Source organism: Microlunatus sp. GCM10028923, from assembly GCF_042666975.1.
Lineage (GTDB): Bacteria > Actinomycetota > Actinomycetes > Propionibacteriales > Propionibacteriaceae > Microlunatus.
On sequence record NZ_JBHTFF010000004.1, the window covers coordinates 527,133 to 549,865 of the forward strand.

General features: G+C 69.6%; 22 protein-coding genes. 9 read left to right on the forward strand and 13 right to left on the reverse strand.

The annotated features are described in order from the left end of the window. Position 1: 1 nt before the first annotated feature. The 3 genes from ACFQU4_RS12680 to ACFQU4_RS12690 all read right to left on the reverse strand — a co-directional run bounded on the left by ACFQU4_RS12680 (position 2) and on the right by ACFQU4_RS12690 (position 3,450). A complete protein-coding gene (locus ACFQU4_RS12680; protein ID WP_377491987.1) occupies positions 2–844 on the reverse strand; it encodes an NAD-dependent epimerase/dehydratase family protein in 843 nt (280 codons plus the stop codon). Beyond that, entirely contained in the window at positions 784–2,469 is a 1,686-nt protein-coding gene (locus ACFQU4_RS12685) for a ribonuclease J (protein WP_377491990.1), read from the reverse strand. Before ACFQU4_RS12685 ends, ACFQU4_RS12680 begins: the two co-directional genes overlap by 61 nt. A gap of 432 nt (positions 2,470–2,901) precedes the next feature. Continuing rightward, complete coding sequence (locus tag ACFQU4_RS12690; protein ID WP_377491993.1) at positions 2,902–3,450, reverse strand: GNAT family N-acetyltransferase; 549 nt, start codon at positions 3,448–3,450, stop codon at positions 2,902–2,904. A 23-nt stretch (positions 3,451–3,473) separates the two neighbouring features. Between ACFQU4_RS12690 and ACFQU4_RS12695 the strand changes: the two genes are divergently transcribed. After that, positions 3,474–4,424, forward strand: a complete 951-nt coding sequence (locus tag ACFQU4_RS12695; protein ID WP_377491996.1) for an aminoglycoside phosphotransferase family protein — start codon at positions 3,474–3,476, stop codon at positions 4,422–4,424. A gap of 10 nt (positions 4,425–4,434) precedes the next feature. Here the strand turns inward: ACFQU4_RS12695 and ACFQU4_RS12700 are convergent, their stop codons facing one another. Beyond that, positions 4,435–4,923, reverse strand: coding sequence for a MarR family winged helix-turn-helix transcriptional regulator (locus tag ACFQU4_RS12700; protein ID WP_377491999.1), 489 nt, complete (start codon positions 4,921–4,923; stop codon positions 4,435–4,437). Positions 4,924–4,985: 62 nt separating this feature from the next. Here ACFQU4_RS12700 and ACFQU4_RS12705 point away from each other — a divergent pair, with 62 nt between their 5' ends. After that, positions 4,986–5,432, forward strand: coding sequence for a deazaflavin-dependent nitroreductase (locus ACFQU4_RS12705; RefSeq protein WP_377492002.1), 447 nt, complete (start codon positions 4,986–4,988; stop codon positions 5,430–5,432). Here the strand turns inward: ACFQU4_RS12705 and ACFQU4_RS12710 are convergent. The 3 genes from ACFQU4_RS12710 to ACFQU4_RS12720 are packed head-to-tail and all read right to left on the reverse strand — an operon-like array spanning position 5,429 to position 7,722. Further along, entirely contained in the window at positions 5,429–5,899 is a 471-nt protein-coding gene (locus ACFQU4_RS12710; protein WP_377492005.1) for a DUF3291 domain-containing protein, read from the reverse strand. The two genes, ACFQU4_RS12705 and ACFQU4_RS12710, sit on opposite strands and share 4 nt — an antisense overlap. Positions 5,900–5,930: 31 nt before the next feature. Next, positions 5,931–6,569, reverse strand: a complete 639-nt coding sequence (locus tag ACFQU4_RS12715) for a helix-turn-helix transcriptional regulator (protein WP_377492008.1) — start codon at positions 6,567–6,569, stop codon at positions 5,931–5,933. A 58-nt stretch (positions 6,570–6,627) separates the two neighbouring features. Beyond that, positions 6,628–7,722 (reverse strand): PLP-dependent cysteine synthase family protein, encoded by a 1,095-nt coding sequence (locus ACFQU4_RS12720; protein ID WP_377492011.1) that lies wholly within the window; start codon positions 7,720–7,722, stop codon positions 6,628–6,630. A gap of 212 nt (positions 7,723–7,934) precedes the next feature. Here ACFQU4_RS12720 and ACFQU4_RS12725 point away from each other — a divergent pair, with 212 nt between their 5' ends. Continuing rightward, positions 7,935–9,008: a 3-deoxy-7-phosphoheptulonate synthase gene (locus ACFQU4_RS12725; RefSeq protein WP_377492014.1), complete on the forward strand. Its 1,074-nt coding sequence runs from the start codon at positions 7,935–7,937 to the stop codon at positions 9,006–9,008. Here the strand turns inward: ACFQU4_RS12725 and ACFQU4_RS12730 are convergent. Both ACFQU4_RS12730 and dapB read right to left on the reverse strand, forming a co-directional pair. After that, complete coding sequence (locus ACFQU4_RS12730) at positions 8,992–9,714, reverse strand: DUF2993 domain-containing protein (RefSeq protein ID WP_377492017.1); 723 nt, start codon at positions 9,712–9,714, stop codon at positions 8,992–8,994. The genes ACFQU4_RS12725 and ACFQU4_RS12730 overlap by 17 nt on opposite strands. Positions 9,715–9,725: 11 nt before the next feature. Next, positions 9,726–10,469, reverse strand: a complete 744-nt coding sequence (dapB, locus tag ACFQU4_RS12735) for a 4-hydroxy-tetrahydrodipicolinate reductase (RefSeq protein WP_377492020.1) — start codon at positions 10,467–10,469, stop codon at positions 9,726–9,728. A gap of 183 nt (positions 10,470–10,652) precedes the next feature. On the opposite strand from dapB, the gene ACFQU4_RS12740 reads away from it, so the two are divergent. From ACFQU4_RS12740 to ACFQU4_RS12760, 5 genes are all read left to right on the forward strand, one after another. After that, positions 10,653–11,291: a PadR family transcriptional regulator gene (locus ACFQU4_RS12740; protein WP_377492024.1), complete on the forward strand. Its 639-nt coding sequence runs from the start codon at positions 10,653–10,655 to the stop codon at positions 11,289–11,291. A gap of 8 nt (positions 11,292–11,299) precedes the next feature. Beyond that, on the forward strand, positions 11,300–13,105 hold the full coding sequence (locus ACFQU4_RS12745) for a sulfatase-like hydrolase/transferase (RefSeq protein ID WP_377492027.1): 1,806 nt from the start codon (positions 11,300–11,302) through the stop codon (positions 13,103–13,105). Next, the gene (locus ACFQU4_RS12750; RefSeq protein ID WP_377492030.1) at positions 13,062–14,411 is read left to right on the forward strand and encodes an MFS transporter; all 1,350 of its coding nucleotides are present in this window, start codon (positions 13,062–13,064) and stop codon (positions 14,409–14,411) included. The genes ACFQU4_RS12745 and ACFQU4_RS12750 overlap by 44 nt, the downstream gene beginning before the upstream one ends. A 4-nt stretch (positions 14,412–14,415) precedes the next feature. Next, positions 14,416–15,246: a TIGR03619 family F420-dependent LLM class oxidoreductase gene (locus tag ACFQU4_RS12755; RefSeq protein ID WP_377492033.1), complete on the forward strand. Its 831-nt coding sequence runs from the start codon at positions 14,416–14,418 to the stop codon at positions 15,244–15,246. Between the two features lie 78 nt (positions 15,247–15,324). After that, the gene (locus tag ACFQU4_RS12760; protein WP_377492036.1) at positions 15,325–16,743 is read left to right on the forward strand and encodes a serine hydrolase domain-containing protein; all 1,419 of its coding nucleotides are present in this window, start codon (positions 15,325–15,327) and stop codon (positions 16,741–16,743) included. Positions 16,744–16,847: 104 nt separating this feature from the next. Here the strand turns inward: ACFQU4_RS12760 and ACFQU4_RS12765 are convergent, their stop codons facing one another. From ACFQU4_RS12765 to ACFQU4_RS12780, 4 genes are all read right to left on the reverse strand, one after another. After that, entirely contained in the window at positions 16,848–18,107 is a 1,260-nt protein-coding gene (locus ACFQU4_RS12765) for a M16 family metallopeptidase (protein ID WP_377492039.1), read from the reverse strand. A gap of 59 nt (positions 18,108–18,166) precedes the next feature. Further along, positions 18,167–20,389, reverse strand: coding sequence for a polyribonucleotide nucleotidyltransferase (locus ACFQU4_RS12770; protein ID WP_377492042.1), 2,223 nt, complete (start codon positions 20,387–20,389; stop codon positions 18,167–18,169). A gap of 272 nt (positions 20,390–20,661) precedes the next feature. Continuing rightward, on the reverse strand, positions 20,662–20,925 hold the full coding sequence (gene rpsO / locus ACFQU4_RS12775) for a 30S ribosomal protein S15 (protein WP_377492260.1): 264 nt from the start codon (positions 20,923–20,925) through the stop codon (positions 20,662–20,664). 177 nt (positions 20,926–21,102) lie between these two features. Then, positions 21,103–22,071, reverse strand: coding sequence for a phosphotransferase (locus ACFQU4_RS12780; RefSeq protein WP_377492045.1), 969 nt, complete (start codon positions 22,069–22,071; stop codon positions 21,103–21,105). A gap of 94 nt (positions 22,072–22,165) precedes the next feature. On the opposite strand from ACFQU4_RS12780, the gene ACFQU4_RS12785 reads away from it, so the two are divergent. After that, positions 22,166–22,732 (forward strand): TetR family transcriptional regulator, encoded by a 567-nt coding sequence (locus ACFQU4_RS12785; RefSeq protein WP_377492047.1) that lies wholly within the window; start codon positions 22,166–22,168, stop codon positions 22,730–22,732. The last annotated feature ends 1 nt before the right edge of the window (position 22,733 follow it).

Consider the following 22,733-nt stretch of genomic DNA (forward strand, 5'->3'; position numbering starts at 1 on the left):
ATCAGCCGTCCGGGTCCACCGGCCAGAGGCGGCAGCGTTGCGGCGCCGGCGCTCCGCCGGGCAGGCCGGTTGCGGAGACCCATACCTTCGGCTGCCAGCCGAGGGCCCGGCCGGGCCCGACGTCGTAACGCGGGTCCGGGCAGTCGGAGGCGCCGAAGTAGCAGCCGAAGGCCAGGTCGGTCTGCAGCGAGGCGGCGATCAGGGTCAGCAGGTCCTCGTCGGCCAGGTAGGCGCGCGCGTCGGGACGCCAGGTCAGCGGATGGCCGACCAGGGCGAACCGCAGACAGACCACGCGGGCGTCGGCGACCTCGTCGCTGTACAGCCGGGCCTGCACCTCCATGGCCCCCTTGCTCGCCCCGTACGGGCAGCAGGGCCGGACCGGCCGGTCCGGGTGCACCGGCCAGTCGGCGGTCGTGTTGTAGCCGCCGCAGGCATGGACGGAACTGGCGATCACGAGTCTCGGCACGCCGCGCCGCCGGGCCGCCTCGAGCAGCGTCGCGGTGCCTCCGACGTTGACCTCGTACAGCTCTGCCGGGTCGGCGCCGGGACTGGCCTGGCCGCCGAGGTGCACGATCGCGTCGACGCCCTCGGTGATCTCGTCCGCGTACCCGGGGTCGCGCAGATCGCCGGGCCGGAACGTCTCGCCCGCGGCCGGCGGGGTCGGTGGCTGCCGAAGATCGGCGAGGACGACCTCGGACCGTTCCCGCAGCATCGGGCGCAGCAGCTGAGCGACCACGCCGGCGCCGCCGGTGAGCAGCAGCCGGCCGCCGGACCCGATCATGGTCAGGTCGGGATGACCAGCGGAATGATCATGGGCCGGCGACGGTGGGTGTCGCTGACCCATTTGCCCAGCTGTCGCCGCATCACCTGCTGCAGCCGGTGGATGTCGTCGACCCCGTCACGCAGCGCGTCCTCGAGCGCGGAGACGATCAGCGGCCGTACCTCCTCGAAGACGCTCTCGTCCTCGACGAAGCCGCGGGCGTGGATGTCCGGGCCGGAAACGATCTTCTGGGCGTGGGTGTTGACGACCGCGATCACCGAGATGAACCCTTCCTCACCGAGGATCCGGCGATCGGTCAGGGCGTCCTCGCTGATGTCGCCGACGGTCGAGCCGTCGACGAAGATGTAGCCGGCGTCGATCTTGCCGGTCACCCGCGCGACGCCCTTGGCCAGGTCGATCACGGCGCCGTCCTCGGCGATGATCGTCCGCTCCGGCGGTACGCCGGTCGCGATGGCCAGGTCGCCGTTGGCGATCAGGTGCCGGATCTCGCCGTGCACCGGCATCACGTTCTTCGGCTTGATGATGTTGTAGCAGTAGAGCAACTCGCCGGCCGACGCGTGCCCGGACACGTGCACCAGCGCGTTGCCGCGGTGCACCACCTGGGCGCCGAGCCGGCTCAGCCCGTTGATCACGCGGTAGACCGCGTTCTCGTTGCCGGGCACCAGGGAGCTGGCCAGCACGACGGTGTCGCCCGACTTCAGGCTGATCACCGGATGTTCCTTGTTGGCCATCCTGGCCAGCGCGGAGAGCGGTTCGCCCTGCGACCCGGTGGAGATGATCACCACCTGGTCCGGCCGGTAGTTGTCGATGTCCCGCAGTTCGATCAGCGTGTTCTCCGGCACCTTGAGGTAGCCGAGGTCGCGGGCGACGCCCATGTTGCGCAGCATTGACCGGCCGACGTACACCACCTTCCGGCCGTGCAGGACCGCTGCGTCCATCACCTGTTGCACCCGGTGTACGTGGGAGGCGAAGCAGGCGACGATGACCCGCTGCTTGCTGGTGCTGAACACCCGCTGCAGCGCCGGGTTGATGTCCTTCTCCGGGGTGGTGAATCCCGGCACCTCGGAGTTCGTCGAGTCGATCATGAGAAGGTCGACGCCCTCCTCACCGAGCCGGGCGAAGGCGCGCAGGTCGGTCAGCCGGCCGTCCAGCGGCAGCTGGTCCATCTTGAAGTCGCCGGTGTGCAGCACCAGCCCGGCCGGAGTCCGTACCGCGACGGCGAGGGCATCCGGAATCGAGTGGTTCACCGCGATGAACTCGAGTTCGAACGGCCCGGCCGTGAACGTGCTTTCGGCCGTCACCTCGCGCGGCCGGGCACCCCGGATCCGGTGCTCCCTGATCTTCTCCTGCACCAGCGCCAGGGTCAGCTTCGACCCGATCAGCGGAATGTCCGCCCGCTGCTTGAGCAGGTACGGCACCGCGCCGATGTGATCTTCGTGGCCGTGCGTCAGCACCAGCCCCGCGATGTCGTCGAGCCGGTGGGCGATCGCATCCAGGCCCGGCAGGATCAGATCGACCCCCGGATGATCGTCTTCGGGAAACAGCACTCCGCAGTCGATCAACAACAACTGGCCGCCGTATTCGAGCACGGCCATGTTTCGTCCGACGTCGCCGAGGCCGCCGAGCGGGATGATGCGCAGATTTCCCGACTTCAGCTTCGGCGGGGTCTGCAAGCTTGAGGCTGCCACAAGGACGAACGTTACAAGAAGAGGTGAACCCTCCGAACCAGCGGGAGTCCGCAGCACCATCGCGAAAGGTGCCACCGCCGCGAAACCCAACCCCGCATCGCGGGGCCTGCGGGGCTCGACCCCCGCAACAACCGCACCCCACCACCCATCCCAACCCCAGATCGCGGTGCCGGCAGGGCTCTACCCCCGCAACAACCGCACCCCACCGCCAAACCCAACCCCAGATCGCGGGGCCTGCGGGGGCTCGGCCCCCGCACAAAAACAACGAACCCCCTGGGGGGATGCCGCATCAGCGGCGACCAGGGGGAGTTGGGGTGAGTCCGCGGTTACCTGCTCGGGGGTTCAGGTAACCGCGGACTCGTGATGAGGATCTTGCCAGGTCTCTTCAGATCGCACAAGTGCCAATCCTGAGCAATTCCTGAGCCAGCCGGTTCACTCCTCGGCGATGGCGGCGTGCAGCCGAATCTGCTTGATCCGGACCGCTTCGTCGTCGGTGCCGATCTCCCGGTGGCCGCCGTCCGGAGCCCAGCCGGCGGCGGTGAGGAAGCTGCGGAAGTCGTCCTGGGTGGTCAGGATCCAGAGGGTGGCCCTGGTGAAGCCATCGGCCCGCAGCGTGTCGACGACGGCGTTCAGCATCCGCGAGCCGTGGCCGCGGTTGCGGGCCGCGGGGTCGATCCCGAACTCGTCGATCAGGCCGTCGCCGGCCAGGTCGGCATCCGGGTCGTCGCTCGGCCGGGTGGTGGCGAAGCCGGTCAGCCGGTCGGACTCGACCGCGACCAGGACCCGGCAGCGGGCCTGCGGCGGCCGGGCGATGGCCGCGTGCCAGGCCTCGGTGGCCTGCTCCTCGCTGAGCGTGTCCAGCATCGGCTGGGCCCGTTCCGGCCCGAGTTGATCAAGCCAGACGCGGCGCTGGATCTGGGCGATGGCGGCAGCCTCGCCCGGCAGCGCGAGTCGTACCGAATCGGCGATCTCGTTGTTCACGATCCCGACGCTACAGTGACGCGGTGACCGGTTCCGAAGCCGACCTCGGCCGACCGCCGTGGGAGCTCCCGAAGCCCTACCGGGAGCAGGTCGCCGACATGCCCGGCGCGGCCGGCTGGCTCCCCGGTCTGCGCGACACCGCGGTCCGGTACGCCGAGCGCTGGGGAGTGTTCCCGGACGGCGCGGCGATGCACGGCTGGATCTCGATCGCCTGGCCGGTGGTCGATTCCGCCGGGCGGAGAGCTGTGCTCAAGGTCACGCCACCGGTCAGCTGGATCGACGGCGAGGCCGCCGCCCTGAACGCCTGGGCCCGTCAAGATCACCGCCCCGGCGAGCCGAGGATGATCACTCCGATTGCGACCTCGGACGAGGACCGGGTCGTCCTGCTCCCCCGACTCGACCCGAGCCGGTCCCTCGAAGATCATCCGGACATCGACGAGGCGGTCGACATCATCGGCCGGATCCTGGTCGGCATCGCCGGCACTCCCCCGGTGCCCGGCCCGAGCCCGTTGGCCGCGGAGCTGGATCAGATCGAGGACGGCTTGTCCGACGACGGCCCGGTTCCGGTCGACCAGCTGGACCGAGCTCGCGAACGCATCGCCGAACTCCGTAATCAGTTGGCGACGGCCCGGCAGAGCCTGTTGCACAACGATCTTCACTTCGGCAATGTCCTGCACGCGCTGCCCGACGACGAGCCGGCCTGGATCGGCATCGACCCGTTCCCGACGATCGGCATCGGCGAATGGGAGCCGATCCCGTTACTGCGCAATCGCTGGTCGGACGCGGCCGCGACCGGCGATCCCGACCGTTCGCTCCGCCGTCGGGTGGATCAGCTCTGTGCGATCACCGGGTACGACCCGGAGCTGGTCCGCGGCTGTGCCCAGGTCGCGGCGGTGTCGAACCTGCACTGGATCCTGCCGAACCGCCGTGATCATCTGCACGCGCCGCCGTACCTGCTGATGGCCGGCTGGTGATCAACGGAGCTCAGGTCCGGCGCGGCCGGGTCGAGCGGCGCAACGAGCGCGCCGACTCCTCGAGCAGCACGTTGCCCCGGCTCAGGAAGTCGTGAATGGTCCGTAGTTCCCGGTCGCTGTAGCCCTCCAGCTGGGTCCGGCCCGCTTCGGCGATCGTCGTGTACGCCTTGTCGATCAGCCGCCGAGCCCGCGGAGTCAGGGTGATCACGGCCCGCCGCCGGTCCTCGGCGCCCGGTTCGCGGGTGGCGTGACCGGCCTCGACGATGCGCTGGATCGCCGTGCTGGTCGCGGCCGGGCTGAGCGCGGCTCCCGCGGCAAGGTCGCCGGCCGTCAGCGGTCCCCGCAGCGACAGCAGCCCGATCAGCCGCAGGTCGGTGCGGTTGACCCCGAACAGCGCCGCCGCCGCGTCGTCGTAGGTGTCGGTCAGGTGCTGGAACTCCGCGACGTCGTACTGGATGGTCTCGATCAGTTCCGCACGGGAGTTTGATTGCTTCGACACTCGAACTATTCTAGCCGAAGTTCAATATTTCGAGCGTCGAAACAATTCTGAGGATGATCACCATGACCGCAACACGCCAACTGCCGGCCTATCTGAAGGTCGCGAACCCGTTGATCAAGGTCCTGAACCGGCTCGGCCTCTCGCTCGGCACGATGCGCGTGATCGCCGTACCCGGTCGCCGGTCCGGCAGGCTTCGAGCCACCCCGGTCTCGCCGCTCGTCGTGGACGGCCGCCGGTACGTGATCGCCGGCCTGCCCGGCAGCGACTGGGCCAGGAACGCCCGGGCCGCCGGCTGGGGCCTGCTGTCCCGCGGCCGCCGGACGGAGCGGATCACCCTCACCGAGGTGACCGAGCCCGCCGAGCAGCGGGCCGTGCTGCGCGCCTTCCCGACCGAGGTGCCGCACGGGGTCGACTTCTTCGTCCAGGCCGGAGTCACCCCGGGAATCACTCCGGACGACTTCGAGCAGGCCGCCGGACGGTGCGCGATCTTCATGATCACGCCCGGCTAGCCGATCACCTCGGCGACAACCGGCGGATGGATCTCCCGGAACGAGAATGCCTCCGGCGTCGACCCGTGCTGCCGGAGCAATTGCAGCCGCCGCACGGCGTCGTCGACCATCGGCAGTTGACCCGCCGGCACCCACCACAGCACCATCGAGGGCTCGCCGGGGCGCGGGCGCTCGAACCAGTCGGTCCGGCGGCGCAGGAAGTCGAGGTGACCGCTGCGGAACACGTAGTTCCGCAGCGACTCGACATCGGTCCAGACCGAGAGGTTGATGATCACGTCGCTGCCGAGCGGGCGCACCGACGTCGCACTCACCTCCGAGTCGTCGACCAGCCGCCAGACGTAACCCGGCGAGCGTTCGGCCAGGGCGTTGATCGGCGCCAGGTTGTCCGTGAAGTCGATCATGCGCGGGTCGTCGAGCGGGAACCTGAGGGTACCGACGTTCAGCTCGGCGAGATGGTGGCTGCTCACCGACTCACCTCAACACACCCGGATCTCTATGTCAATGATCATGGTTTTTAGAGATCGCCACGCAGCACAGCCCGGGCCGGGCGTCCATCGCGACCTCGACCCCCGAACCTTCGAGCAGCCCCTGGAGCAGGCCGAGATTCATCCCGCAGACCAACGGCGGGTACGCCTCGGCCAGGACGTGGAAGGGACAGTTCCGCAGCCGCAGGACACCTTCGTCGTCGTACGGCTGATAGCCCCGCGCGACCAGGAGCTCGGCCACTTCGTTCGCTTCGGGCACGTCGGACCCGCGGAGTGCCCGGCCGCGGGCCCGGGCGGCCTCCTGCAGCTGGACGTCGAGGCGGGCCTCCTCGGCCACCTCGGCCAGCAGGTCCGCGGCGATCCGGTAGTCGCGCGGCGGCACCGAGAGCTCATGCTCGGTCTCGGCCCGCCGGTACAACTTCGCCGGGCGTCCCGCGCCGGGTCCCGACCGCCCGGTCAGGCGGCGGGTCTCGGTCTCCAGCAGGCCCGCCTCGACCAACCGGTCCAGGTGGTGCGCGGCCAGGGTCCGCTGAATGCCGGCCGCCTCCGCCGCCGCGTTCCGGCTCACCGGCTCCCGCTGCTCGGCGACGAACTCGTACAACCGGCGCCGCACCGGTTCCTGCAGGACGCCGATGACGTCGATGTCCTTCACCCGGTCAGTCTAGGAACACTCTCCCTGAGCCTGTCGAAGGCGGCGCGACGGCGCTTGATCAAGACAGCTCGGGATCGAACTCGCCGGTCGCCTCGAAGGTGGCCAGCCGGGCGGCCGGCTCGGTCAGGTCGAGACCTTGATCATCGACCCAGCCGTCGTCGTAATACGTGCCGGCGTAACGCTCGCCGCCGTCGCAGAGCAGGGTGACCACGCTGCCCGTCGCGCCCTGGGCACGCATCCGGGCGATCACGCCGAGGGCGGTCCAGACGTTGGTCCCGGTCGAGCCGCCGACCTTGCGGCCGAGCCGGTCCGTGGTCCAGCGCATCGCCGCGATCGAAGCGGCGTCGGGCACCCGGACCATGTCGTCGATCACGCCGCCGACGAAGGACGGCTCGACCCGCGGCCGGCCGATCCCCTCGATCCGGGACGGCATCCCGGTCGTGTAGTCGGAGGTGTCCAGCTGCCAGCCGTCCAGGAACGCCGAGTTCTCCGGGTCGCCGACCATGATCTTGGTCGGGTGGCGCCGGTAGCGGACGTACCGGCCGATCGTCGCCGACGTGCCGCCGGTGCCGGCGCTGACCACGATCCAGGCCGGGATCGGATGCGGCTCCGCGGCCAGCTGTTCGAAGATCGACTCGGCGATGTTGTTGTTGCCGCGCCAGTCCGTGGCCCGTTCCGCGTACGTGAATTGATCAAGGTAGTGACCGCCGCATTCCGCGGCCAGCCGGGCCGCCTCGGCGTACATCTCGGGCGCCCGGTCGACGAAGTGGCAGCGTCCCCCGTACCACTCGATCAGGGCGATCTTCTCCTTGCTGGTCCGGCGCGGCATCACGGCGACGAACGGCAGCCCGAGCAGCCGGGCGAAGTAGGCCTCGCTGACCGCCGTCGAACCGCTGGAGGCCTCGATCACCGTGGTGTCCCGGCCGATCCAGCCGTTGCAGAGTGCGTACAGGAACAGGGATCTGGCCAGTCGGTGCTTCAGGCTGCCGGTCGGGTGGACCGACTCGTCCTTGAGGTAGAGCTGGATGTCGCCGACCTGTTCCGGCAGCGGGAACACGTGCAGATGGGTGTCGGCACTCCGGTTCGCGTCCGCCTCGACCCGGCGCACGGCCTCGTCGATCCACGCCCGGTCGGTTCGGTCACAGCTCGCCACGGGTTCAGCGTATGCGCTAACATCGGCGCCGTGAGTTGTCGTTGGCAGGCGTATTTTGGGTTGGCTCTGGAGGAGCCCGCCGCTTAGTACGCACGCCTGCGAGACCTCCAGAGCCAACAAGGCAGAGACCCATGTCTCTGCCTTTCGTCATTCCTCGACGGGTTGGCCAGCAGAGAACTCACCAGCCCGTCGGACAACCGATAGGGACTGTCATGATCAAGACCCACGATCTGCGGATCCGTGGTTTCGAACCCCTGCCGTCGCCGGCCGAACTGCGCGAACGGCTGCCGTTGAGCACCGAGACCGAGGGCCTGGTGACGACGAGCCGGCAGGAGGTCGAGGCCGTGCTCCGCGGCGACGACGACCGGTTGCTGGTCGTCGTCGGCCCGTGCTCGGTGCACGACCCCGACGCCGCGCTGGAGTACGCCCGCCGGCTGGTCGCCGAGGCCGAGCGGCACGCCGACCGGCTGCTGATCGTGATGCGGGTCTACTTCGAGAAGCCGCGGTCGGTCGCCGGCTGGAAGGGCCTGATCAACGATCCGCACCTGGACGGCACCCACCGGGTGGCCGAGGGGCTCGAGCTGGCCCGCAGCGTGCTGCGCGACATCACCAGCCTCGGCCTGCCGGTCGGCTGCGAGTTCCTGGAGCCGATCAGCCCGCACTACATCGCGGACGCGATCAGCTGGGGCGCGATCGGGGCCCGGACCACGGAGAGCCAGGTGCACCGCCAGCTCGCCTCGGGCCTGTCGATGCCGATCGGCTTCAAGAACGGCACCGACGGCGATGTCGGCGTCGCCGTCGACGGGGTACGGGCAGCGGCACAGAGCCAGGTCTTCTTCGGCGTCGACGACTCCGGCCGGACCTGCGTGGTGTCGACCACTGGCAACGAGTACGGGCACGTGATCCTGCGCGGCGGCCGGACCGGGCCGAACTACGACTCGGCGTCCTTGGCCGCGGCCGCCGCGCGGCTGACCGAGGCGGGACTGCCGGGCCGGGTGGTCGTCGACGCCAGCCACGCCAACAGCGGCAAGGACCATGTCCGGCAGGCCGAGGTGATCACCGAGCTGGCCGGCCAGATCGCCGCCGGCGATCCGATCTCCGGGGTCATGATCGAGAGCTTCCTGGTGCCGGGGCGGCAGACGCTGACCGACGCCGGCCGGGCCGGCCTGGTGTTCGGCCAGAGCGTCACCGACGCCTGCCTCGGCTGGGAGCAGACCGCCTCCGCGCTCGACCTACTGGCGTTCGCGTCGACCCGGCGCCGGGGCGGCGTCAGCGCGCGATGCTGATGTCGCGCCCGGCCAGGCCGAACTCCAGGCCGGACTCCGACGCCTTGACCGCGGTCAGGGTCAGGTCGAACGGCAGCTGAGGCAGGGTGAACGAGCCCAGCAGCGAGCTGAGCAGGGCGTCGACCAGGGTCTGCGGCAGGTCGACGCCGCCGACCTTCAGCTGCGGGTCGACCAGGGACAGCCGGCCGGAATCGATCACCGGCCGGCCGGTCAGGGTGCCGGAGACGGTCTGGCCGCCGACCGGTGCGGTGAAGTCGATCGTGATCCGACCCTCGGGCACGTACCGGATCTCGGCGCCGCCGAGCGAGCTGAGCGAGGCGTAGTCAGCGAAGGCGGTGCCGTTCACCGTGCCGGCGGTCAGTTCCCGCTCCCCGATCCGTACGTCGTCCAGGGCCAGGTCCAGCCGGTCCAGCGTCCCGGACGCCGAGGCGCCGGACACCGGGATCTGCTCGGCGCTCAGGCTCACCCGGCCGAACCGCTGGGCGATCAGCTGGGTCAGGAACGGGACCTGGGCGACCTCGACCTTCGGCCGTTCCTGGGTGCCGATCCGCTCCTGCAGCCGGGCGCCGACCTGGTCCTCGGCGACCCGCTCGCCGATCCGGTCGGCGGCGACGACCAGGCAGATCAGCACGATCAGCGCGATGATCAACACCGTCAGCAGCCGGCCCCGCCGCCGTGGCTTCGGCGGTGGCGGCTGGATCGTCATCGGCGGAATGGTCATCCGCCGAGGCCCAGGATCGACTCGATGCCGACGGTCAGCCCGGGCCGCGCGGGTACGGCCCGGACGGCGGCCAAGACACCCGGCATGAACGAGACCCGGTCCAGCGAGTCGTGCCGGATCGTCAGCGTCTCGCCCTCGGCGCCGAACAGCACCTCCTGGTGCGCGACCAGGCCGCGCAGCCGGACCCCGTGCACCCGGATACCGTCGACCTGGGCGCCGCGGGCCCCGGGCACCTCCTGGACGGTGGCGTCCGGCGGAGCGTCCAGGCCGGCCGCGGCCCGCGCCTCGGCGATCTTGCGGGCCGTCGTGCTGGCCGTACCGGACGGGGCGTCGGCCTTGCCCGGGTGGTGCAGCTCGATCACCTCGACGCTCTCGTAGAACGCCGCCGCCTGCTGCGCGAAGTGCATCATCAAGATCGCGCCGACCGAGAAGTTCGCGGCCACCACGATGCCGACCTCGGGCCGCGCGGCCAGCTGGTCCCGGAGCGCCGCCAGTCGTTCGTCGGTGAAGCCGGTGGTGCCGACCACGGCGTGGATCCCGTGCTCGACGCACCAGGCGAGATTGTCCATGACGGCGTCGGGATGGGTGAAGTCGACGATCACGTCGGCGGCTTCGACGACCGACCGTTCGTCACCGACATCGATCCCGGCGACCAGCTCGAGATCGTCGGCGGCCTCGACCGCCCGGCACACCTCGGCACCCATCCGGCCGCGTGCCCCGAAGACCCCTACCTTGATCATCTCGCCCTCACGTCAGTTTCGGTCAAGGGGACGCCCCCCTTGAGATCCCCCGCACCGCTCCGCGTGCGGGCGCCGGACTTCGGTCCGATTCAGCACGATATAGGGTCCCGCCGCCGGAATCGGCCCGCCTCGCGGCTCTTGACATCAGTACTCCACAAGTGGAACCCTCGAACCATTCCACTTGTGGACTACTTCCCAACGACGGGGACCGCCATGAAGCTCGAATACATCCTGCTCGGAGTCCTGCTGGGCCGCCCGCGCACCGGGTACGACCTGAAGAAGTTCCTCGACGCGCACGGGCGCTTCCTCCGGTCCAACACCCAGATGAGCCAGGTCTACCGTTCGCTCACCGCGATGGCGGACCGGGAGTGGGTCAGCTACCGGACCGAGAGCCGGCCGGGTGCCCAGGACGCCAAGATCTTCCGGGTCACCGCCGAGGGCGCGACCGTGTTCCTGGACTGGCTGACCGGGCCGTACCATCCGCCGACCCGGTTCGAGGATCCCGAGTTCGGCGTCCGGCTGCACTTCGCGGGCTTCCTCACCGTTGATCAACTTCTGGCGCTGCTGGACACCGAACTGGAGGCCCGGCAGCGGCAGGTCGCAAAGTACCGCTTCCGGGACCGGACCGAGGTCTTCGAGCCGGGAGTCCCGTTCGATGCCGAGCTGGCGGTCGCCCTCAATGATCGAATGCACCAGTACGGTGCGGCCGCGATCGACCAGCACATCAAGAACCTGATCGAACTGCGGGCCGACCTGCTCGACGGCCGGCTTCCCGTACGTACTCCCGATCCCGATCCCGACCGGAAGGCCAGCACGCGATGAGAGCGATCATGATCATGTTCGACAGCCTGAACCGGCATTTCCTGCCGCCCTACGGGTGCGACACGATCCATGCGCCGAACTTCCAACGGCTGGCCGAACGCACCGTGACGTTCGACAACTGCTACGCCGGCTCGCTCCCCTGCATGCCGGCCCGGCGGGAACTGCACACCGGCCGGTACAACTTCCTGCACCGCAGCTGGGGTCCGCTGGAACCGTTCGACGACTCGATGCCCGAGCAGTTGCGGCAGGCCGGCATCCACACCCACCTGACCTCCGATCACCCGCACTACTGGGAGGACGGCGGCTCCACGTATCACACCCGCTACAGCACCTGGGAGTTCCATCGCGGCCAGGAGGGCGACCCGTGGAAGGCCGTGGTCGACGAGCCGAGCGGACCGGACAGCCCGCGCGGCGGGATGCGGCGGCAGGACAAGATCAACCGGCGCTACATGCCGACCGAGGCCGATCACTGCCAGACCCGGACCTTCGACGGCGGCCTGGAGTTCCTGGAGACCAACGTCGATGCTGATCACTGGTTCCTCCAGATCGAGACCTTCGATCCGCACGAGCCGTTCTTCTCGCACCAGGCCTACAAGGACCTCTACCCGCACGAGTACGACGGGCCGGAGTTCGACTGGCCGGAGTATCGCCGGGTCACCGAGCCCGAAGATCAGGTACGGCACGCGCGCCTGGAGTATTCCGCGCTGCTGTCCATGTGCGACCGGTCGCTGGGCCGGGTGCTCGACTTCATGGACGCCCACGACATGTGGGACGACACCCTGCTGATCGTCAACACCGATCACGGGTTCCTGCTCGGCGAGCACGGCTGGTGGGCCAAGGTGGTCCAGCCGTGGTTCCAGGAGCTGGTCCATCTGCCCTTGTTCTGCTGGGATCCGCGGCGCCGGCAGGCCGGCGAGCGGAGCGACGCCCTGGTCCAGACGATCGACCTCGCGCCGACCTTGATCAACTTCTTCGGGCTGCAGCCGACCGCCGACGGGCAGGGACTTGATCTTGCCGCGGTGCTGGACGGCGACACCCGTCGCGAGGCGGGCCTGTTCGGCGTGCACGGCGGCCACGTCAACGTCACCGACGGCCGCTACGCCTATCTGCGCGGTCCGCGGACGGCCGACAACGCTCCGCTGGAGCAGTACACCCTGATGCCGACCCACATGCGCGGCCGGTGGAGCGTCGAGGAACTCGCCGACGCCGAACTCGCCCCGCCGTTCGGGTTCACCAAGGGGCTGCGCACCCTCCGGACGGCCCGGTCGACCCTGTTGAATCCGTACGCCTTCGGGACGCTGCTGTTCGATCTCGAGAACGACCCCGGCCAGCTGCACCCGCTGGTCGACGACGAGATCGAACTGCGGATGGCCGGCCTGCTGGTGGACGCGTTGCGGGCCGCGGACGCGCCGGCGAGCCAGTACGAACGGCTCGGCCTGCCCGCCGAGGGCCCGGTGACGACCGAGCACCTGCTCGCGGCCGAGCAGGCCGGCCGGGCCGCCGACGCGGTCGTGCCGCTGCCGCCGCTGGACGACTTCACCGCCGGGACGTACGGCCTGCACACGCCGATCGCCGAGTTGCTTGCGATCCCCGCCGCGGCCGGGGTGATCGCCGAGCATCTGCCCCAGCTGCACCAGACGGAGTTGATCACCGCCGTCGCCGGAACCTCGATCCATGAACTCGCGGCGTCCGTGCCGATCCCGTACCGGACCCTCGCCGCGGTCGCCGATGATCTCGCCTCGCTCACTCCTCCACTGCCGAAGGATGATCATGACCAGTCTCCGAACGGACGCCACGGAACCGACCGCGGGTAAGCCCAGGACCGACCGGGTCCCGCACCGGTGGCGCAACCTCGCCACGATGACCGGCGTCACGGTGATCGACAACGGCGAGGGCAGCGTCACCACCGCCCTGTTCCCCACCATCGCCGCCGCGCTCCGGCTCGACTCCGGCGCCCTCGGCCTGTTGTCGGCGCTGGGCCGGCTGGTCGCCATCCCGTTCGGCCCGTTCTGGGTCTGGCTGGCGAACCGTACCTCCCGCCGGGCCGCGCTGGTGATCAGCACCTCGGTCGGCGGCGTGCTGGCCCTGCTGTCCGGCTTCTCGCAGAACTTCGGGCAGCTGGTGGTGCTGCAGACGCTCCAGGCCGGCTGCGTCGTCGGCATCAGCCCGATCTCCAACGCCGTCATCGCCGACACCTTCCCGGACAAGAACCGGGGTCGCGCGACCGGCTACTTCTACGGCATCACCTCCTTGCTCGGTTCGTTCATCGCGCCGGTGCTCGGCCAGTTGTCCGGCATCCCGGACGGCTGGCGCTGGGGCTGGTGGCTGATCGGCGGCATCCTGATCCTGGTCGGATTGTTGATCTTGGTCCTGTTCAAGGAACCGAAGGTCGGCGGCGCCGACGACGAGCTGGCCGGCGCCGGTGATCTCGGACTGCCGAAGCTGCGTTGGCAGGACGCGCTGCGGCTGTTCCGGATCCCGTCGTTCAGTCTGATGCTGGTGTCCCGGTTGCTGTCCGGGCATCTGCTGATCGGCGTCTTCGGGGTGCAGTTCCTGGTCACCGAGCGCGGTTTCACCAACGCCGTCGCGGCGGTCGTCCTGCTGCCGTTCGGGATCGGCTATTTCCTCGGCACCGTCGGCGGCGGGTTGACCGTCTCGGCGCTGGACCGGCTGGTGCCGGAGCGGGGCCGGATCGCGTACCTGCAGGCGGCGCAGGTGATCTTCGCGCTGGTCGCCTTCTTCGGCACCCAGTTCGACTACGCGTCGATCGGGACGTACGCGATCTTCTGGGCCCTGATGGGCGCCGCGCAGGGCCTCAACCCGGGCGTGAACCGACCGATCGTCATGTCGGTCGTGCTGCCCGAACTGCGCGCCCAGGCGTTCGTGATCTTCCTGGCGATCTTCGAGACGATCGGCTGGGCCGCGTTCAGCTACCTGGCCGGGTCGCTGGCCGGAGTGATCGGGATCCAGTCCGTGTTCTGGTGGCTGCTCGTCGTCCTGATGTTGATCAACGCCGCGGTGATCACCGCGCTCTACTGGGTCTATCCACGGGACCGGGCGCGGGTGCGCACCGAGTTGCTCCACCGCCGCGAGGGCGCCGTCGGCCCTGACCTACGCTGAATCCGTGAACCTCGAGATCGTTCTGCCCGACGAGTCGCCCGATCAGTCGCCCGACCTGCTGGTCGACCTGGCCCGGACCGCGGACGAGGCCGGCTTCGCGGGCCTCTATCTGCCGGACCATCTGCTGCCGCCGGGCGAGTACGGGACCGACTCCGGGTTCGGCGGCGTCTACGAGGCGTTGATCACCCTGGGCCACCTGGCCGCCGTGACCCGCCGGATCCGGCTCGGCACCTCGGTCCTGGTGCTGCCGCTGCGCAACCCGTTCGTGGTCGCGAAGCAGGTGGCGACGATCGACCGGCTCAGCGGCGGCCGGGTCGTGCTGGGCCTCGGCGCCGGCTGGAACGAGCAGGAGTACGCGGCCGTCGGCGTCCCGTTCGCCGAACGCGGCGCCCGGCTGGACGAGAGCATCGACCTGCTCCGGGCCCTGTGGCGCGGCGAGACCACCTTCGCGGGCGAACGGTTCGGCTTCGAGTACGGCGTCTTCGAGCCCAAGCCGCACCGCTCGATCCCGATCATGGTCGGCGGGCTCAGCCGGCGCGCGTTCCGCCGGGTCGCCGAGCGGGCCGACGAGTGGCAGGGCATCGCCCACACCCCCGAGACCTTCGCCCGCGACGCCGCCGCGATCCGCGAGCTGACCGACCGGCCGCTCCGGCTGTCCACCCGGATCCAGTGGGAGGACCAGTCGGTGGCCGAGATCGCCGAGACCGCGGCCGGCTTCGCCGCGGCCGGCGCCGACGCCCTGGCGATCTGGCTCGGCGCCCCTGATCAGGCCGCGGCTCGCCTCGGCCGTCTGGCCGAACACCCTGAACTGAGCGCTTTCCTCACTCGGGGCTGACCGCTGTCGCGTCGAAGATGATCATGGTCTACGGGTAAAGCGCTGGCGACAGCGAGGACCGCCTGCGATGCTGCGACGGTGAGTTCAAGTCTTCCCCGGGGCAGTGCGGCGGCGCACCAGGTGAACGCCGCCGGGGTGCTTGAGTTCCTCGACGCGATGGATGGCACGCCCGGGATCGAGTTGCACAGCCTCATGCTGGTTCGCCACGGCGTGGTCCTGGCGGAGGGCTGGTGGGCACCGTACCGCGCCGACCGGGTGCACCTGCTCTACTCCCTGAGCAAGAGTTTCGCCGCCACCGCGGCCGGCATCGCCGCGGCGGAGGGACTGATCGACCTTGACGACACGCTGGTGTCCCATTTCCCCGAGTTCGAGGCCGATATCACCGATCCCAGAAGTCGAGCGATCCGGCTCCGGCACCTCGTGACAATGACCGCCGGTCACCGCCAAGGCATGTTGCAGACGGCCTGGGAAACCGATCATCACGAAGTCGTCCGTGGTTTCCTGCTGCAGCCTCCGGAGCTGGAACCCGGCCGAGTGTTCGCTTACGACAGTGCGTGTACGTATGCCCTGTCGGCGGTGGTTCAGCGACGAGCCGGCACGCCGCTCACCGAATACCTGCGGCCGCGCCTGTTCGAACCGCTCGGTATCGGCGAGGTCGGCTGGCTGACCGACCGGCCCGGGCGCGAGGAGGGTTTCACCGGTCTGCACGCCCGGACCGAGGACATCGCCCGTCTCGGCCAGCTCTATCTCCAGCACGGGCGCTGGGAGGGCCGGCCGTTGGTGCCCGACGCGTGGGTACGAGAGGCGACCCGACCCCAGGTGGACAGCCCCGCCGAGTCCAACCCCGACTGGCGGCAGGGGTACGGCTACCAGTTCTGGATGTCCCGGCACGGCTATCGCGGTGACGGCCTGTACGGGCAGTTCTGCCTGGTCCTCCCCGAGCAGGACGCGGTGATCGCGATCACCGCCGGGACCGATGACATGCAGGCCATCCTCGACGGGGTCTGGGCACACCTGTTGCCTGCCTTCGACACGGCCGTCCCGGAACCCGGTTCGGCCGTCGAGGACCGGCTCTCGGCCAGGCTCGAGTCCCTGGCGCTGGCGCCGCCCACCGGTGCGTCCACTCCGGCCGGTCCGGCCGCCCGTTGGACTGCTCCGACTTTCGTCGTCGCCGATCCGGACCGGGTGTTTGCTGTCAAGATCATCGAGACTGGCACAGACTGGCACCTGGACCTGTTCGAATCCGATCATCCCCTTCGCGTGCGAGTCGGATTCTCAGAGTGGGCGATCACGGAGCATCCGGCGCCGATCGCGTGCGCCGGCGGTTGGTTGGACCGGGACACCTTCCGGGCCGAAGCAATCCTGCTGGAGACCCCGCACCGCTTCACGATCACGTGCTCACTGCAGAACCGGTCGGCCCACTTCAGTTGGTGGACCGTGCCGGTAGACACGCTGCCCTTGGCCGAGATGTGCAGTCCGGGTCCTTCGGACAGCTGACGACGTACACCCATCAGTCGCGGCGCGTGCGGCACCCGGGCAGAGCCGGCTCGACGATTCTCTTGATCAATCCGCGAGCAGTGCGCTCTCAGGGCCGCCCGAGATCAGGACAGGGCGCGGCGGAGGGCGCGGAGCCCGGGGGTCGGGCCGACGACGGCGAGGACCTGGCGGCGGCCGAGCAGGTCGGCGGCGGTGGCGCGGACGTCCTCGCCGGTGACCGCGTCGTAGTGGCCCAGCAGGTCGGAGACGGAGCGGGTGTCGCCGAGGAGTTCGGCGACGCCGATCCGGCTCATCCGGCTCTGCGGCCCCTCGAAGGACAGTACGGTCTGGCCGCGCATCTGGCCCTTGGCGCGGGCCAGCTCGTCCGGCGTCACGCCGTGCTCGGCGATGTCGGCGAGGCACTGCCGGACCAGGGTCAGGATCTCCGGCACCCGGTCCGGGGCGCACTGCCAGTCGACGCTCCACAGGCCGGCGTCGGAGTAGCCGGTCTCCCCGGCCTCGATCCCGTACGTCAGCCCGCGCCGCTCCCGTACCTCGACGAAGAGCCGGGACGCCATGCCGCCGCCGACGATGACCGACAGCAGCCCGATCGGGAACCGGTCGGCGTCGAACAGGCCCGGGCCCGGGCGGGCCAGGACCACGGTCGACTGCTCGAACCGGCGGGCCTTGGTGATCACCAGCGGATCCTCGCCGAGTGGTTCCGGCTTGCCCTTGGACAGGCTCACGGACCGCGAGCGGCCCTGTTCCCGGACTGCGGTGAGCGACTCGTACTCGGAGAGCCGGGCCACCAGACGATCATGATCAACTCGGCCGGTGGCGCTGACCACCAGCCGCTCGGGCGTGTAGCGGCGCTTCCAGTAGCCCATGATCTGGTCCCGGCTCAACGCGCGAATGCTGTCCGGCGAGCCGATCACCGGCTTGCCGAGGCCGGACCCGCCGAGCAGTTCGCCGGCGATCAGTTCGTGCGCCACCTCACCAGGATCGTCCGCGTGCATGGCGATCTCGTCCAGGATCACGGCGCGCTCGGACTCGATCTCGGGCGAGCGCAGGGTCGAGGAGGTGATCATGTCGGCCAGCACGTCGATCGCGAGGTCGGCGTCGCGGGCCAGCACCCGGGCGTAGAAGCAGGTGTGCTCCTTGGCCGTGTACGCGTTCAGCTCGCCGCCGACCGCCTCGATCTCGGCCGAGATCTGCTCCGGGGTGCGCCGCTTGGTTCCCTTGAACAGCACGTGTTCCAGGAAATGCGAGGCGCCGTGCAGGCGCGTGGTCTCCCAGCGCGACCCGACCGCGGCGAAGAAGCCGAGGTTGAAGGTGTGGCTGCCGGGCATCCGTTCCGTGACGACGCGCAAACCGCTCGGCAGCACCGTGCGGCGGACTTCTCCGCCGAGGTGCTGCCGAGCGGCAGCGGTGGATCTGTTCCGGGTCAGGAGACCGCGACCCCTTCTTCTGCCACCGAGCTATCTTCCTCGACCACCGGGGACAGCGACAGCTTGCCGCGATCGTCGATCTCGGTGATCTCGACCTGGATCTTCTGGCCGACGCTGACCACGTCCTCGACCTTCTCCACCCGCTTGCCACCGGCGAGGGTGCGCAGCTTGGAGATGTGGAGCAGGCCGTCCTTGCCCGGCAGCAGGGAGACGAACGCGCCGAACGCCGCGATCTTCACCACGGTGCCCAGGTAGCGCTCCCCCTTCTCCGGCATGGTCGGGTTGGCGATCGCGTTGATCATGGTCCGGGCGGCCTCGGCGGCCTCGCCGCTCTCCGCCCCGACGTAGATCGTGCCGTCGTCCTCGATCGTGATCTGGGCGCCGGTGTCGTCCTGGATCTGGTTGATCACCTTGCCCTTGGGGCCGATCACCTCGCCGATCTTGTCGACCGGGATGCGCAGCGTGATGATCCGCGGCGCGTAGAGGCTCATCTCGTCCGGCTCGTCGATCGCCTCGGCCATCACCTCGAGCAGCGTGTTCCGGGCGTCCTTCGCCTGGTTCAGCGCGGCGCCCAGCACGGAGGCCGGGATCCCGTCCAGCTTGGTGTCCAGCTGCAGGGCGGTGATGAATTCCTTCGTACCGGCGACCTTGAAGTCCATGTCACCGTACGCATCCTCGGCACCCAGGATGTCGGTCAGCGCGACGTACTCGGTCTTGCCGTCGATCTCGTCCGAGACGAGGCCCATCGCGATGCCCGCGACCGGAGCGCGCAGCGGCACGCCGGAGTTGAGCAGCGCCAGGGTGGACGCGCAGACGGAGCCCATCGAGGTGGAGCCGTTGGAGCCGAGCGCCTCGGACACCTGCCGGATCGCGTACGGGAACTCCTCGCGGGTCGGCAGCACCGGCACCAGGGCACGCTCGGCGAGCATGCCGTGGCCGATCTCGCGCCGCTTCGGCGCCCCGACCCGGCCGGTCTCACCGGTCGAGAAGGGCGGGAAGTTGTAATGGTGCATGTAGCGCTTGGTGGTGTTCTCGGCAAGCGTGAGACCGAGCCGCTGCTCCAGACCGAGCATGTTCAGCGTGGTGATGCCCAGGATCTGGGTCTCGCCGCGCTGGAACAGCGCCGAGCCGTGGACTCGGGGCACCACGCCGACCTCGGCGGACAGGGTCCGGATGTCGGTCAGGCCGCGGCCGTCGATCCGCACCTTCTCCGTGATGATCTTCTTCCGGACCAGCGCCTTGGTCAGCGACCGGTAGGCGCCCTTGATCTCCGCCTCGCGGTCCGGGAACCGGGGGCCGAGCTCGGCGACCAGCTTGTCCTTGAGCACCTCGGTCGAGGTCTCGCGCTCCTGCTTGTCGGCGATCGTCATGATCGTGGACAGCTCGGCGGTCGCGGCCTCCTCGACCGCCGCGAACACGTCGTCCTGGTAGTCCAGGAAGATCGGGAACTCGGCCGTCTCCTTCGGGAACTGCGCGGCCAGCTCGACCTGCGCGTCGCAGAGCACCTTGATGAACGGCTTCGCCGCCTCCAGGCCCTGGGCGACGATCTCCTCGGTCGGCGCGGTCTTGCCGGCCTGCACCAGGTCCCAGGTCTGCTCGGTGGACTCGGCCTCGACCATCATGATCGCGACGTCGCCGTCGGGCAGCACCCGGCCGGCCACGACCATGTCGAACGTGGCGTCCTCGAGCTGGCTGACGTCGGGGAAGCCGACCCACTGGTCGCCGATCAGGGCGACGCGGACGCCGCCGACCGGGCCGCTGAACGGCAGGCCGGCCAGCTGGGTGGACATCGACGCGGCGTTGATCGCCACGACGTCGTACGCCTTGTCCGGGTTCAGCGCCATCACGGTGATGACGACCTGGACCTCGTTGCGCAGGCCCTTGACGAAGCTCGGCCGCAGCGGGCGGTCGATCAGCCGGCAGGTGAGGATCGCGGACGTGGTCGGGCGGCCCTCGCGGCGGAAGACCGCGCCGGGAATCTTGCCCGCGGCGTAGGCCCGCTCCTCGACGTCGACCGTCAGCGGGAAGAAGTCGATCGAGTCGCGCGGCTTGCTCTGCGCGGTGGTCGCCGACAGCAGCATGGTGTCGTCGTCGAGGTAGACGGTGGCCGAGCCGGCCGCCTGCTGCGCCAGCAGCCCGGTCTCGAACCGGACCACGTGCTTACCGAGGGCGCCGTTGTCGATCACGGCCTCGGTGAATTTCAGGTTGGGTCCCTCCACGGGATTCTCCTGTTCTGCCGTACGTCCTCGCAGGGACGCGCGGCGATCAAGATTGCATCCGCGGGGCACCGCCCGGGCTGGGTACTCGCCCGGTCTTCGATCGAGATCCCCGGCCGTTCCCTTGTTGAGAAGGAAATCCCGAGAATCACTACCGAGGACCGAGCCTGCTCGCCGAGGCGTGTGTCCGGATGCAATCGATGGTTGATTGCGCTATTCAGTTTTGGGTCGAAATGTCAGTGAAGCGGCCCTCCGAAGAGGACCGCTTCGCTCGCTCAGCGCCGCAGGCCGAGTCGCTCGATCAGCGACCGGTACCGCTCGATGTCGGTCTTGGCGACATAGTTGAGCAGTCGGCGACGTTGACCGACCAGCAGCATCAGCCCGCGCCGGCTGTGGTGATCGTGCTTGTGTTCCTTCAGGTGCTCCGTCAGATGGGAGATCCGACGGCTGAGGATCGCGATCTGAACCTCCGGAGAGCCGGTGTCACCCTCGGTCGTCGCGTACTCGTCGATGATCTTCTTCTTGGTAGCAGCGTCGATCGACACGTGCTCTCCTCTCGGTTTCCCGGTGCGCGGCGCCCCCTGAAGCCTCGAGCATCGAGACCTTGCACTCGGTGTGCGTGGGAGCTCTTGGGCATCCGCGGCCGAACGTACGGCGGGACAAAGGCTAGCAGCGCGGCCCATCGGGAACGAAATCGGCACGGGCGCGCAACGGCGTCAACCCCGGTCGGACAGCAACCCCGCGGCCTCGGTCAATAGCTCGAGGTCCGGCAGGTCGTCCAGCAGCCCGGGCAGCCAGCCGCCAGCGTAGTCGCGATCGTCCTCGCTTGCGGCCGGATCGGTCAACCGTCCCACCTGTTCGGCCAGAAAGTTGAGCGTGGCGGCGACACTCGAGGCGAACGCGTCCGGGCCGGTGATCCGGGCCGTGCCGCCGGCCTCCCGATAGAGGTCGTACGCAGAGCGCAGCTGGTCCCGGTCGTCGAGCAGCGGCGCCAGCTGCGACCCGAGTTCCCGGCGGTCCCAGGTGCCACCCGCGTTGTCCCAGTCGACCAACAGTCGCCGCCCGTCGGCGGTGACCATCACGTTGGCCGGCTGGGCGTCCCGGTGCGACCAGATCGGCGCCTCCTTCGGGCGACTGCCGACGAGCCAGGCCAGGCCCGGCACCCGCTCCTCGACCACCCGCTCGAAGCGCTCCGCCCAGGGCAGCCCGGCCCGGTACGTGGCCGCAACCAGAGCGGGCCAGTCGGCATCGACGGTCAGAGAGAAGGAGTGCAACGGCGGCTCCGGTTCGGTACGCCCGAGCCGGTGGATGGCCGCGACCTGCCGGATCAGCCAGCGTCGGGTCGCTTCGTCGTCCGCGGCGGGACGCCCGTCGATCCAGGCGTACGTACGCCAGCCGCGACCGGTCCGCGGGTCGACAGCGACGTACCCGTCGGCGAAGCCCACCGCCTCGGGACTCGGCACGCCCGCGTCGGCCGCGGCCGCCTGGAGCGCGAGCTCGTTCGCCACGTCGCCCTCGTCCGGGACGTAGGCGATGAACTCCTTCGCCGCCAGGGTCCGGTGCCGGTGCCCGGTCAGGTCGAGCCGCCAGACCGCACCGATCGCCCCGCGGCGCACCCGGCTCGCCGTACCGGAGCGGGCCCCGAGGTTGGCGGCAAGGAACGGACCTGGGTCGAGGTCGGGCACAGGACGGGACCCTAACCGCCCGTTCCAGACGGCACCGAGCCTCATGGTTTACTAACAGTGTTAGTTTATTCTCATCGCCCGAGGAGGAGGACGGATGCCCAGACCAGCACGCATCGATCGTGCCCAGATCGTTCAGGCGACGCTGGAGCTGCTCGACGAACAGGGCATGACCGGACTGTCGATGCGCGCTCTCGCGACCCGGCTCGGCGTCCGCGCGGCCTCGCTGTACAACCACGTCGCAGGACGGGAGGACCTGCAGCGGCTGGTGGCCGACTCGATCTGGACCGAACTGGTCGAGCAGCTGAACGCCGACGGCGGATGGCGCGATCTGCTCGAACAACTTGCGGTCAGCGTCCGCAACGCGCTGCGGGCACACCCCGGCGCAGCACAGTTGCTGGCGGTCACGGATGCCTCCGAGGGCGCGTACGAACCCGCCGTCCGACTCGTCATCCAGGCGTTTGCGGACACGAGCCTGCCGGACGACGACGCTCTGCTGCTGGTCTCGACGCTCGGCGTGCTGGTGATCGGGCTCGCCGCCGCCGAGTTCGGTGACGTACCGAACCCTCCTGTCGCGCCACAGGAGTACTACGACCACTGGTTCGAGCTCGCGGTCGGGGTCTTCCTCGACGGCGTCGCGGCTCGCCTGGGAATCGGGAGCTGAC